At 61.3% G+C, this 13,932-nt stretch carries 8 protein-coding genes; 7 read left to right on the forward strand and 1 reads right to left on the reverse strand.

Features of this window, described 5'->3' with window-relative positions; genetic code table 11:
- Window positions 1-30: 30 nt before the first annotated feature.
- Complete coding sequence (locus J3P81_RS21820) at window positions 31-4,008, reverse strand: dermonecrotic toxin domain-containing protein (protein WP_434560859.1); 3,978 nt, start codon at window positions 4,006-4,008, stop codon at window positions 31-33.
- A 191-nt stretch (window positions 4,009-4,199) separates the two neighbouring features.
- Here J3P81_RS21820 and prmA point away from each other — a divergent pair, with 191 nt between their 5' ends.
- The 7 genes from prmA to J3P81_RS21855 all read left to right on the forward strand — a co-directional run bounded on the left by prmA (window position 4,200) and on the right by J3P81_RS21855 (window position 13,891).
- A complete protein-coding gene (prmA, locus tag J3P81_RS21825) occupies window positions 4,200-5,078 on the forward strand; it encodes a 50S ribosomal protein L11 methyltransferase (protein ID WP_420766273.1) in 879 nt (292 codons plus the stop codon).
- A gap of 30 nt (window positions 5,079-5,108) precedes the next feature.
- Window positions 5,109-6,332, forward strand: a complete 1,224-nt coding sequence (locus J3P81_RS21830; RefSeq protein ID WP_434560861.1) for a DUF3426 domain-containing protein — start codon at window positions 5,109-5,111, stop codon at window positions 6,330-6,332.
- A gap of 184 nt (window positions 6,333-6,516) precedes the next feature.
- Window positions 6,517-7,524: a tRNA dihydrouridine synthase DusB gene (dusB, locus tag J3P81_RS21835; protein ID WP_434560863.1), complete on the forward strand. Its 1,008-nt coding sequence runs from the start codon at window positions 6,517-6,519 to the stop codon at window positions 7,522-7,524.
- A complete protein-coding gene (fis, locus tag J3P81_RS21840; RefSeq protein WP_007921650.1) occupies window positions 7,521-7,841 on the forward strand; it encodes a DNA-binding transcriptional regulator Fis in 321 nt (106 codons plus the stop codon). Before dusB ends, fis begins: the two co-directional genes overlap by 4 nt.
- Window positions 7,842-7,924: 83 nt before the next feature.
- Window positions 7,925-9,532 (forward strand): bifunctional phosphoribosylaminoimidazolecarboxamide formyltransferase/IMP cyclohydrolase, encoded by a 1,608-nt coding sequence (purH, locus tag J3P81_RS21845; protein ID WP_420766270.1) that lies wholly within the window; start codon window positions 7,925-7,927, stop codon window positions 9,530-9,532.
- Between the two features lie 189 nt (window positions 9,533-9,721).
- On the forward strand, window positions 9,722-11,017 hold the full coding sequence (gene purD, locus J3P81_RS21850; RefSeq protein ID WP_434560865.1) for a phosphoribosylamine--glycine ligase: 1,296 nt from the start codon (window positions 9,722-9,724) through the stop codon (window positions 11,015-11,017).
- A 99-nt stretch (window positions 11,018-11,116) separates the two neighbouring features.
- A complete protein-coding gene (locus J3P81_RS21855) occupies window positions 11,117-13,891 on the forward strand; it encodes a response regulator (protein ID WP_434560867.1) in 2,775 nt (924 codons plus the stop codon).
- Window positions 13,892-13,932: the final 41 nt, after the last annotated feature.

Consider the following 13,932-nt stretch of genomic DNA (forward strand, 5'->3'; position numbering starts at 1 on the left):
TTTTGCCCATCGTCGGGCTAGAAGACCCACTCAGTTCAGGCTCACCATCGAGAACCTGTTCATCGCAAGTTGCGCCGTTGTCGCCGGCCTGCCCTGGCGGGTGCGGACGGCACCGTTGGCGTTTGCCATCAAAGGTTCGCTGCGCGTGCGCGTCATGAATCTACGCGCACGTATCGATACCGGATCGGTACTGTACTTGGCCCGTGACAGCACTGGGACGTAATAACGCTCGACTTGGGTCTGCGACATCTTGAAGACCGTAGTGATGCCGCTCTTGAGGTTCAGCGATACACCATAGGTATTACCGAAGCAGGAAGAATACGACCAGAAGTCCCAGGTTGGCTCAAGACCTTTGCGCCGCATCACGGTCCTGACCGGCTCGCCAATGTCCAGACCCGTCAACCAGTCCCCACCTACAAGCGTGACGCGGATATCCTTTGCGGATCCGCCAAGGCGCCGCAACAGAGCCTCGACACCTTCCTCTATGAGCCTGCCAATATTGTGATCGAAATGAATGACCGCCCCCACTCGGGTAACGGGGTTATATAACGAAGCGATCACGCATGTCTGGGCGTTGAGCGAGAACAGATACCCGTCAGCCGTCGCCTCATTGAAGCGTGCTACTACGGCCTCGCCCTGCAACGCGCCTCTTGTCACGTCAGGATCGACGCGCCCCGGGAACGCCTCCCGTAGATCGTCGACTCGCCCCAGGTTACGCACGCCATCATTACCCCCTCTCAAGCCAACGCTGTTATGCGTCCACTTGCCATTCGTCATCCTGCGTATGGGCATGTTGTATAGCGCGCCGGGACGACTGGCATCCACCAGGCATAGACCGCCAAAGTAAGCGTCCTCCTTTACCTGGAAGTACCGGCCCCGGCTGCGTATGTAATAGGTACTTCGTGGCTGCGATGCGCTGGGCGGACTGCGGTAGGTGCCGTAGAAAATCCCCTCCTCGCTCACCCATTGCAGATTTTCAGGCGTTGCGTCGACCGCCTGCCTTGGCTTCAAACGGATGGGCTGGACCAGCGGCCCGGTATCCTTGTTCACAGCGGATACCGCAGCGCCTTTCAGACGTTGCGCCGACAACGACAACGGCTTGGCCGCACGCTTGAGACTCATCACCGAACGGCGCAGCAATGCAGCCATGCCGGTCACCCCTGGCACCGCCAGCAGCGCGCCCCAGGAAACCTCCAGCCAATGCTCGAGAGCCTCCTGGGTATCGCCCTGCCTATGCGCCTCGATTGCCTGCTTGGAGCTGAGGCCGATAAATACGATATCCAACAGCAGGGCAAACGGCGGGAAGACCATGCACACCGGCGCAGCCGCAAAGAGCAGCCCTTTCTGAATCTGCTGCGTGATGGCCTCTGCACGACGGGTGGTGACATCTTCCACGTCGGCGATAGCCCGCTCGATACAGGCATCGAACTCAGCGTCGATATCGACCACACGGCTGAATTCACGCAGGGTATCGACGCGCGTGGTACCTGCCCCCAATGCCCGCAACGATTGTTCGACGGAACCGCGCGCGATCAATGCCACCCGCTCCACGACATAATCGTGCAGTTGCGCCGCGGTGCGCCCGGTGAAGGCCAGGTAGTTGCGAAAACGGATGCCGTCCGGGGCATCGGGCGTGTACAGCCAGTAGGAGCCCTTCGGTTCGAAGTAGGCGAAAACGTAGACGCCCAACACGACATGACCGTTGACCGTAAACTTGAACACACCTTCACGCGTGACCGCCGTCGCTGGATAGATGGGGCCGCCAGCCGGTCTCCTGTCGCTCAGCAACGTGACTTGCCGCGTGAGCCAGTTGAACGCGTCGGTGCTCAACACTGACCGGCCATACGCGATACGTAGGTCGCGATCCATCTTCGCCAGCAGCATGTAGCGACAGGCATCGCGACGCTTCTGGTATTGCGGGTCATTGGCATCGAGAAACCTGGCACGGATTTCCTTGGTGTATTTTTCGCCCAGGTAGGCCCCACGAACATAAAGCGCCAGGTCGGCGCTGCGGACCTGGCCCAAATCCTGCCCAACGGACGAGCGCACACCTTGTTTCGGGTTGTCTATCCCAGCGTTGTCGTCGTACCCATAAATCGCGAGTTCCAGCAGGCTGGCTACCCTCCTGTCACTTCCCAGCCCCGGGAAGTAGTCGATAAGAACCGTTTCCGGATCCACCGGTTCTCGTACGCCCTTGCTGCGCATATACGGAGCAATCGCTTGCGTGACGGTACGCTTGGCAAAGTCGACAAAAAGTTCATAACCAGCCAACTGCTCATCGAAGACCTGCTGATGGACCAGGGACTCTTGTTTCAAGCCACTGATGCTTCGCCGCGATTCAAGTGGCAAGGCCGAGTACCAGCGAGGCGAGTCGTGCCACTCCACCTGCTGCAGATTGTGGTTCAGCCCTGTCAGGACAGCCTGCTCAAGACAATGCCTGAGCCCTTTTTGCGTCCCTCTGGGGTCCCTGCTCAAATCCCATGTGGTCGGCTTTTGCCTCACGCCGACAAAATATTCCCGAGCGCTGTCACGTTCAACCGGGGAGATCTGCTGCAACAGGTATTCACGACCCGTTTCGCTCGCAATCCAGCTACCGATCTCGGCGCTCACGGCCCGAAGCGAAGGCAGGGCGATCCACTCCTGCCCATCGGGCTTACCAGGGGCATACAGCAGGGGGGCGCTGACTTGTCCCTGTGCATCGTCGTGGTAGAACAGCAGCAGATCGGCGCATCGGAACGAATTGGGCAGTTCGACATTGGTAACCTGCAATCCACCCACGCCTTGTCCAGCAAATGAGCTGTTCAGCAAAGTGTAGAGCTCATCGTGGCTGGACACCGTGACTAGGCCCGCGCACCGCGCGACAAATGCGCTGTGTCGCAATCGCGCCATGAACCAATCGAGCAGGGCGTCCTTGAGGTCCGCGCGGTTGTACCGACTCGACAATGCAGAAAAGTAACCGGCAGGTGCGTCCAGGCTCGACAACATCTGCCCCACGAATACCGAGGCAAGGGGCTCGTTGCGCAGCATGCCGCCATTCTCCACCAGGCGCACCGTCACCGCATCGGGCCTGACCGGCCCCGCCGCCACCAGTTCACTCAGGTTATAGGTTCGCACAGGCTGGCCAATGACCGCTCGCCACTGCAGCTGCACGCGAACCCAGTCAGGTTCGACTTCCATGTCCAGCTCGCGCCTGATGTAGCCTTGGGCCTGGCGCCGAGCGAACGCTTCCAGGGAGCCCAAGCCGTCGAGCAATTCATCGACCATTGCCTGGGTTTGCCCAGCATGTTCGCTCAACGCCTCCAACCGTTTACGGTCGGCTGCACCCAACCCCCGTAGCCAATCAGGCAATTGCGCACGCATTATCGCGTCCAATGCCCGTCGCTCCCGAGGGGTCGCCAGCGCATTCGCTTTCCCCATGTGGCGCCAGGATTGTTGCAGCTCCTCTATCCTTGCGCGCAGTTGCTCGACATCCAACCCAACCAACCTTTGCGGTTGAAGGATGGCGTCGATTGCCGCCACATGCTCGTTGAGTTTTTCCTGGAGGATGCTTTCGAGCGCAGCATCGTGTCCGGCCATTTTCCAATGGCGCCGAAGATAGTCCTCGTAATGGTTGAGGATGGTCGAAGCGGTCCCTTCGAGGACCTGCTCGAGGATATCCCGACGTTCAGCCGAGAACCCCAGGTCAGCCCCCCCTTCCCAGCGATAAGGCGCATCCTGATGCTCGTCATAAACCGCGGGCGACGGGTCGATCTTGCGTTGCAACACCGCGTCGAGCAGCGTGCCAATAAAGTCTGAATCGATGTTGCCATGACGATAATGGGTACGCAGCCCGACCAGCAGATAAACTTCCAGCTCCTCCAGAAAAGTATTCTGGGCCTGCATCTTTGCCTCGATAACAGTCTGCCAGCCCGTCAGCTTTTCCAGAATCGCCTGGGCAGATGCCTCTTTCCGGTCAGATAACGACGTCGCGCCATCCCTGTCTTGTTGCCACTCGGCCATGTCGTCCATGCACATCCTTCCCTGTTGTGTGGATGCGCACCTTATCCGCCCTGCGGCAGGCCAATGTCATACATATATATATCGAAACACCAACCGGGCCCGTCCAGGCCTCGCTTATCCACTTTGGGAGCGACCTGGCGTACACTGCGCGCCTTTGCAGCCTCCTGCTGCCCCCTATCGATTTTTCAAAGGTGCCCGCCATGCCTTGGCTGCAAGTACGCCTGGCCATCAGCCCGGAACAAGCCGAAACCTACGAAGACGCCTTTCTTGAAGTAGGTGCCGTATCGGTGACTTTCATGGACGCCGAAGACCAGCCGATCTTCGAGCCTGAGCTCAACACCACCCCGCTGTGGTCCCACACCCACCTGCTGGCGCTGTTCGAGGGCGGCACCGAGGCGGCCAGCGTGCTCGCCCATTTGGAGCTGCTCACCGGCGGCCCGTTGCCCGAACATCACAGCGAAGTGATTGAAGACCAGGATTGGGAACGCAGTTGGATGGACAACTTCCAACCCATGCGTTTCGGCCAGCGCCTGTGGATCGTGCCGAGCTGGCATGCAGCGCCGGAACCGGACGCGGTGAACCTGCTGCTGGACCCGGGCCTGGCCTTCGGTACTGGCACTCATCCCACCACCGCGCTGTGCCTGGAATGGCTCGACGGCCAGGACCTGGACGGCTGCAATGTGCTCGACTTCGGCTGCGGCTCGGGGATCCTGGCCATCGCCGCCCTGCTGCTGGGAGCCAAGGAAGCGGTCGGCACCGACATCGATGTCCAGGCCCTGGAAGCCTCCCGCGACAACGCCGGGCGCAACAACATCGACGAAGCGCTGTTCCCGCTGTACTTGCCCGAGGATCTGCCGAAAGTACAGGCCGACGTGCTGGTGGCGAACATTCTTGCCGGCCCGCTGGTGTCCCTGGCGCCGCAATTGTCGAGCCTGGTCAAACCGGGCGGACGCCTGGCATTGTCGGGCATCCTCGCCGAACAGGGTGAAGAAGTCGCTGCCGCTTATGCCGCGGATTTCAACCTGGACCCGATCGCCAATCGCGATGGCTGGGTGCGCATCACTGGACGTCGGCGCTAGAATGACCGCCTGTATCGACCGGATTGCCGCATGACCGACAGCTTCGTCACTCAGTGCCCGCATTGCCACACCAGTTTTCGCGTCAGCCATGCTCAATTGAGCGTGGCACGCGGGGTGGTTCGTTGCGGCTCGTGCCTGCAAGTGTTCAATGCCGCGAAGCAATTGCTGGAGCAACGCGCCACCAAGGACGTCGCTACTGCTCCAGCTTCCCCGGCAAAACCCGTGGTCGAAGCGCCACGGGCGATCAGCCAGAAACAATGGACTGCCGCCGAACTGGATCTCGATGACCTGGACAAGGAACTGGCTCGCCTGGAACGGCGCGACAAACGCGCACCCGACACCTTCGGACGGCGCCGCGAAGACAACCTGAGCGCACTGCGCGAGCATCCTTCGAGCGACCAGGAGCCCTGGGCTGACAGCCTGTACAGCGAATCCACCGCCGAGCGCGCCGAGACCGCCATCCAGCCCCCTCTCGAACCGTTCGAACCCCATGAACCGGCCCGCCCGCCGCGAACCGAGCCATCCTTGTCCCTGGCCCTCGAGCCGCTGGAACCGGACGATGAGCCCGTCGCCCCGCTGAGCCTGGCGCCGGACGAGGAGACCGACGAGCACCTGGAGCGACTGTCCGCCACGGACGACCTGGACGACGAGCCGGAGCCGCTGGTGACACCGCGCAAGAAACGTGATCGCCAGGAGCCCGGCATACGCGCCGAAGCCCTCCAGGACCTGGACGACGACCCGCTGCAACTGGATTGGCGCAAACGCCGCTCGCCCTGGGGCCGGCGCTTGCTTTGGGGTTTGCTGGTGCTGCTCGCCGCCGCAGCCCTGGGCGGTCAGTACATCGCCTATCACTTCGAGGAATTGGCTCGCCAGGACCAGTACCGCCCGTGGTTCCTGCAAATCTGCCCGGCCATCGGCTGCGACGTCCCCTCCAAGGTCGACATCGCCAAGATCAAGAGCAGCAACCTGGTGGTGCGCAGCCATCCAGAGTTCAGCGCAGCCCTGGTGGTGGATGCGATCATCTACAACCGCGCGCCCTTCTCCCAGCCCTTCCCACTGCTGGAGCTGCGCTTTGCCGACCTCAACGGCCACCTGATCGCCAGTCGCCGTTTCAAGCCAGGTGAGTATTTGGGCGGAGATCTCGAAGGCCGGGGGGAAATGCCGCCGCAGACGCCGATCCATATCGCCCTGGACATCCTCGATCCGGGACCGAAGGCGGTGAACTACAGCCTGAGCTTCCATTCGCCCGAATGAAGGCTGCAGGGTCGATCGATTGACGACGGCATTCTGACTCGCCCGACCCGGACCAAACCGCTGGCGATAACGGAATAGCTGTTCAGATTTTATCCAATTCGACCTTTATCCAGTCATCGAGAGCGGGTATCATGCCAACCCTTTTTCGAAGTCTCATGATCCGGCCCCACTTCAGGGAACTCCTATGTCGGCGGTACGCATCGGCCCATATACATTGCAGAACGGTCTGGTCCTGGCCCCTATGGCGGGCGTCACCGACCAGCCCTTCCGTCAGTTGTGCAAACGATTGGGCGCAGGACTCGTGGTTTCGGAAATGGTCACCAGCGACATGAGTTTGTGGAACACCCGCAAATCGCGCCTGCGCATGATCCACGAAGGTGATCCCGAGCCGCGCTCGGTACAGATCGCCGGTGGTGATGCACAGATGTTGGCGGAAGCGGCCCGAGCCAACGTAGAGCTGGGGGCGCAGATTATCGACATCAACATGGGCTGCCCGGCGAAGAAGGTCTGCAACAAGGCCGCAGGCTCGGCACTGTTGAAAGACGAAGCGCTGGTCACCGAGATCCTGCAGGCGGTTGTCGCCGCGGTCGATGTGCCGGTGACCCTGAAGATCCGCACCGGATGGGACCGGGAGAACAAGAACGGCCTGACGGTGGCGAAGATCGCCGAACAGGCAGGTATCACGGCGCTTGCGGTCCATGGCCGCACCCGTGCCGACCTGTACACCGGCGAAGCCGAGTACGACACCATAGCCGCGATCAAGCAGGCGGTGTCCATTCCGGTCTTCGCCAATGGCGATGTCGACTCGCCCGAGAAGGCCCGGTACGTGCTGGACGCGACCGGTGCCGACGGCCTGTTGATCGGCCGGGCCGCCCAGGGGCGGCCATGGATTTTTCGTGAAATCGAACATTACCTGCGCACGGGAGAAAAGCTCGCTGCGCCGCAGTTGTCCGAGGTGGAACGTATTCTGCTAGAGCATCTGGCCGCGCTGCATGCCTTCTACGGAGAAGTCATGGGCGTACGCATCGCTCGCAAGCATGTGGGCTGGTATCTCGCAACCCTGCCGGGCGCCAGGGAGTTTCGCGCCCGTTTCAATCGTTTGGATGGTACGCAAGCACAATGCGCCGACGTTCAGGCGTTTTTCGCCGAACGTTACAAGAGCCTGACAGGGGACGAAGGGGTGGCCGCATGACGATGATGACCGAGACTTTAGTGAGTGGAACAGCACCCGTGAGCGACAACGTGAATTTGAAACAGCACCTCAATACGCCCAGCGAAGAAGGCCAGACCCTTCGCGGGAGCGTCGAGAAGGCGCTGCACAATTATTTCGCCCACCTTGAGGGCGCTGCCGTCACGGATGTGTACAACCTGGTGCTCTCCGAAGTCGAGGCGCCTCTGCTCGAAAGCGTGATGAACTACGTCAAGGGCAACCAGACCAAGGCCAGCGAGCTGCTGGGCTTGAATCGCGGAACCCTGCGCAAGAAACTCAAGCAGTACGATCTACTTTAAGCATTCAATCAAACCAGAAAGGCGCCCGCGTAAAAAACGGTCGCCTTTTTTGCTGACTTCCCTTGCTTTTGATGGAACCTGAAATGACCGACCAGACCACCCGCCTGCCGATCCGCCGCGCCTTGATCAGCGTCTCCGACAAGACCGGGATCCTTGAATTCGCCCGCGAGCTGCAACAGTTGGGCGTCGAGATCCTCTCCACCGGCGGGACCTTCAAGTTGCTGCAGGATAACGGCGTCGCCGCGGTGGAAGTCGCTGACTACACCGGTTTCGCGGAAATGATGGACGGTCGCGTCAAGACCCTGCACCCTAAAATCCACGGCGGGATCCTGGGCCGTCGCGGCATCGACGACGCCATCATGAACGAACACGGCATCAAGCCGATCGACCTGGTAGCGGTCAACCTCTACCCGTTCGAAGCCACCATCAACAAGCCCGGCTGCGACCTGCCGACCGCCATCGAGAACATCGACATCGGCGGCCCGACCATGGTCCGCTCGGCGGCCAAGAACCATAAAGACGTGGCGATCGTGGTCAACGCCAGCGACTACGCCAGCGTGCTGGAAAATCTCAAGGCCGGTGGCCTGACCTACGCCCAGCGTTTCGACCTGATGCTCAAGGCCTTCGAACACACCGCGGCCTACGACGGCATGATCGCCAACTACATGGGCACCGTGAACCAGGCGGCCGAAACCCTGGGCACCGAAGGCCGCAGCGAATTCCCGCGCACCTTCAACACCCAATTCGTCAAGGCCCAGGAAATGCGCTACGGCGAGAACCCGCACCAGAGCGCGGCGTTCTACGTGGAAGCCAAGCCTGCCGAAGTCGGCATCGCCACCGCCACCCAGTTGCAAGGCAAGGAACTTTCCTTCAACAACGTAGCCGATACCGACGCCGCGCTGGAATGCGTGAAGAGCTTCGTCAAGCCAGCCTGCGTAATCGTCAAGCACGCCAACCCGTGCGGCGTGGCGGTGAGCCCGGACGCCGAGGGCGGCATCCGCCAGGCCTACGAGCTGGCCTACGCCACCGACACCGAGTCGGCCTTCGGCGGCATCATCGCCTTCAACCGTGAACTGGACGCCGAGACCGCCAAGGCCATCGTCGAGCGCCAGTTCGTCGAGGTGATCATTGCCCCCTCCGTCAGCGAAGAAGCCCGCGCTATTGTTGCCGCCAAGGCCAACGTGCGCCTGCTGGCCTGCGGCCAATGGTCGGCCGACCGGGCGCCAGCCTGGGACTACAAGCGCGTCAACGGCGGCCTGCTGGTCCAGAGCCGCGATATCGGCATGATCGGCAGTGAAGACCTGAAGGTCGTGACCCAGCGCGCCCCGAGCGAGCAGGAAATCAACGACCTGATCTTCGCCTGGAAAGTCGCCAAGTACGTCAAATCCAACGCTATCGTCTACGCCAAGAACCGCCAGACTATCGGCGTCGGCGCCGGTCAGATGAGCCGCGTGAACTCGGCTCGCATCGCCGCCATCAAGGCTGAACACGCTGGTTTGCAGGTCCAGGGCGCGGTCATGGCCTCCGATGCGTTCTTCCCGTTCCGTGATGGCATCGACAATGCGGCCAAGGTCGGCATCACCGCGGTGATCCAGCCGGGTGGTTCGATGCGTGATGCAGAAGTGATTGCTGCCGCCGACGAGGCAGGGATTGCAATGGTATTCACAGGCATGCGCCACTTCCGCCACTAACAAGAGAACGGCCGCACTGAAGTCGGCATCTGCTGCGTTGGAGCCGACCTCGATGATGCTCATTGCCATAAGGCAACTCCGCTCATCAAGGTCGACTCCGCCTTGCATCTACCGACTTCATTGCAGCCTCCTACGGCGTAAAAACGCCTTAGGCTCCAAACCGAATCAGCGTCATCGAGGTTTTTTGAAATGAATGTTTTGATCATTGGCAGCGGTGGCCGTGAACACGCCCTGGCCTGGAAAGTGGCTCAGGATCCGCGCGTGCAGAAGGTCTTTGTCGCTCCGGGCAATGCCGGCACCGCCATCGAAGCCAAGTGCGAGAACGTCGCCATCGACGTGCTGGCCCTGGAGCAACTGGCCGATTTCGCCGAGAAAAATGTCTCGCTGACCATCGTCGGTCCGGAAGTACCACTGGTTGCCGGTGTAGTCGATCTGTTCCGCTCCCGTGGCCTGGACTGCTTCGGCCCGACTGCCGGCGCCGCGCAGCTGGAAGGTTCGAAAGCGTTCACCAAGGATTTCCTGGCGCGCCACAAGATCCCAACTGCCGACTACCAGAACTTCACCGAAATCGAACCGGCATTGGCTTACCTGCGCGAAAAAGGCGCACCGATCGTGATCAAGGCCGATGGCCTGGCCGCTGGTAAAGGCGTGATCGTGGCCATGACCCTGAGCGAGGCCGAAGAAGCCGTACGCGACATGCTCGCTGGCAACGCCTTCGGTGACGCCGGTTCCCGTGTGGTAATCGAAGAATTCCTCGACGGCGAGGAAGCCAGCTTCATCGTCATGGTCGATGGCAAGAACGTCCTGCCCATGGCCACCAGCCAGGACCACAAGCGCGTCGGCGATGGCGACAGCGGCCCGAACACCGGCGGCATGGGTGCCTACTCCCCCGCGCCAGTGGTCACCGCCGACGTTCACCAGCGCGTGATGGACCAGGTCATCTGGCCAACCGTGCGTGGCATGGCCGAGGAAGGCAACGTCTACACCGGTTTCCTCTATGCTGGCCTGATGATCGACAAGGCTGGTAACCCAAAAGTCATCGAATTCAACTGCCGTTTCGGCGATCCTGAGACCCAGCCGGTCATGCTGCGCCTGCAATCGAGCCTGGTGCTGCTGGTCGAGGCCGCTCTGGCCCAAGCGCTGGACAAGGTTGAAGCCCAATGGGATCCACGTCCGAGCGTTGGCATCGTGCTGGCGGCCGGTGGTTACCCGGGCGACTACGCCAAGGGCAGCGCCATCAAGGGCCTGGAAGCCGCCGCCCAGTTGGAAGGTAAGGTTTTCCACGCAGGTACGGCATTGAAGGACGGCCAGGTCGTGACGGCTGGTGGTCGAGTGTTGTGCGCCACTGCCATGGGTGCCAGCGTCGACGCCGCTCAGCAGCAAGCCTACAAGCTTGCCGCGCAGATTGATTGGGAAGGCTGTTTCTACCGCAAGGACATTGGCTACCGTGCCATTGCACGCGAGCGTGGCGAAAACCTGGAATAATCCGGTCATTCAGACAGGCAAGGGTCCAGGGCTCTTGCCTGTCTGCTCGGGCGCCGCGCATAGTTATCATCTGGCATCAACCTACGAAGGGATTTCGCCGTGCGCTGGCTCAGGATTGCCATAAGCTTGACCGTTACCCTGCTGACGCTGCTCTGCGTGCTCCCGGCACAGGCCGCGCCCGGCAGCGGCTGGGCGGTATTGCTCGACGAACAGGGCGACCTGAAGCTGAGCGACATCCGCTCTGCCCGCTATACCAACCAGTTCAGCCCCATTGACCTGGATCACCTCAAGGCAGCCGAGCCGGGGGGAGCCCTGTGGCTGCGCTTCCGGCTTTCCCCCGACAGGCATGAACAGATCCTGCGAGTCTTCGCGCCCGATCTGTCGCGCCTGAATCTTTATGTGCTGGATGGCGACACTCTGGTCAGCCAACAAGTCACCGGCAACGCCATGCCGCATACCGAACCTACGGTGCCCAGCAGCGATTTCATGCTGCCCTTGCCGCGCAGCGATAAATCGCTGGACGTCTACCTGAGACTGGCATCGCGCTACGAACTGCGCCCCTATGTCACGTTGCAGCCGGCGGTCCTGGCGGCGGCCAACCAGAACCAGACGCTGGTCTATGGGCTGTTGTTCGGCTGTATCGCCATGCTGATCCTGCACAACCTCACCCGCTACGCTTATACCCGATCGCGCAGTTGCCTGTGGCTGGCCGCCTGCGAAGGGCTGCTGATGCTCAGCCTGGTACTGCTGCTGAACCTCGCTGGGGCCTGGCTGCCTGACTGGCCGGCGATCCAGACGCCGGGTGCCTATCTGGCCTTGTTGCTGACCGCGCCCTGCGGCTTGATGTTCGCCTATCGTTATTTCGCCCCACTGGGACCGCATCCATTGGACCGGCTGCTGCTGGGCGAAATTGTCTTCATCATGCTCTGCAGCCTGTTGCTGTTATTCGTCAACACGCTGCCCCTCAATATCATGACTTATGCGCTGGTGGCCCTGGCCGGCCTGAGCATGCTGTTCGTCAGCGCCTGGCACTGGCAGAAGGGCTACCGCCCGGCGCGGCTTTTCGTCGCCGCCATGGTGGTGTTCAACCTGGGTACGCTGATCATTCTTCCAGCCCTGCAAGGGCTGACCGAAGTCGCGCCCCAAGGGCTGATCGTCACCTTGCTGGTCATTATCTGCGTCAGCGGCCTGCTGATGAGCGTCGCGTTGGGCGAACGCCAGCGATCGATCAATGAAAACCGTTTCAGCCTGAGCCGCGACCTGGCGGCGAGCAATGCCGAGATCAACGCCAAGGCCGAGTTCCTGGCCAAGATCAGCCACGAGATCCGCACACCGATGAATGGCGTGCTGGGCATGACCGAGCTGTTGCTGGGCACGCCGCTCTCCGTCAAACAGCGCGACTACGTGCAGACGATCCACAGCGCCGGCAATGAACTGCTTACCCTGATCAACGAAATTCTCGACATTTCCCGTCTCGAATCCGGGCAAATCGAGCTGGATGACGTGCAGTTCGATCTCAATGCACTGATCGAGGACTGCCTGAGCATCTTCCGCGCCAAGGCCGAACAGCAGAATGTCGAGCTGATCAGCTTCATCCAGCCCCAGGTGCCTCGGGTCATCAGCGGCGATCCGACGCGGCTGCGTCAGGCGCTGTTGAGCCTGCTGGAAAATGCCTTGAAGAAAACCGATGAAGGCGAGGTCCTGATCGTTGTCGCCCTCGACGAGCGCAGCAGTCAACCGCGCCTGCGAATCGCGGTACAGGACAGCGGCTCGCCCATGGATGCGGAAGAACGCGAAACGCTGATGCATGCCGAGCTGCACAGCAAGAACGTCCTATCGGCCACGCGCCTGGGCGGCAACCTGGGGCTGGTCATCGCTCGCCAGTTGATCATGCTGATGAATGGCGAATTCGGCATCAAGAGTGGCAGCAGCCAAGGCAGCACCTTGTGGCTGACCTTGCCGCTGGACCCAGACCGCCTGGAACATCCGACCGCCGACCTCGATGGCCCGCTACAGGGCGCGCGGGTCTTGGTGGTCGATGACAACGACACCTGCCGCAAGGTGCTCGTGCAGCAATGCAGCGCTTGGGGCCTGAACGTCAGCGCCGTACCGTCGGGCAAGGAAGCCCTCGCGCTGCTGCGCACCAAGGCGCACCTGCGCGACTACTTCGACGTGGTGCTGCTGGACCAGAACATGCCTGGCATGACCGGCATGCAACTGGCCGCCAAGATCAAGGAAGACCCAAGCCTCAACCACGATATCCTGCTGATCATGCTGACCGGCATCAGCAACGCGCCCAGCAAGATCGTGGCGCGCAACAGCGGCGTCAAGCGCATCCTCGCCAAACCCGTGGCAGGTTACACGCTCAAGACCACCCTGGCGGACGAACTGAACCAGCGTAATAAAGGCCAGGCGCCGAATGTCCCGGTCAACGCCGGTCTGCCACTCCCAGTGAAGGTCCCCAGCGATTTCCGCATCCTGGTGGCAGAAGACAACACCATCTCCACCAAGGTCATTCGCGGCATGCTCGGCAAGCTCAATCTGCAACCCGACACCGCCAGCAACGGCGAAGAAGCGCTCAAGGCGATGAAAGAGCAACGCTACGACCTGGTGCTGATGGACTGTGAAATGCCCATTCTCGATGGGTTCTCCGCCACCCAACAGCTACGCGCCTGGGAAGTCGGAAACCAGCGCACCCGCACGCCAGTGGTGGCGCTCACCGCGCATATCCTCGCCGAACACAAGGAGCGCGCTCGCCAGGCGGGCATGGACGGGCACATGGCCAAGCCGGTGGAACTGTCGCAGTTGCGTGAGCTGATCGAACACTGGGTGGCCCAGCGCGATCAGCAAAACAATACAGCGCATACGTCCTGAGCCGACAGGCGTCAAATCGCCTGATAGACTCCCGTCGTCTT

The sequence above is a fragment of the Pseudomonas sp. R1-6 genome, assembly GCF_051132115.1.
GTDB lineage: Bacteria > Pseudomonadota > Gammaproteobacteria > Pseudomonadales > Pseudomonadaceae > Aquipseudomonas.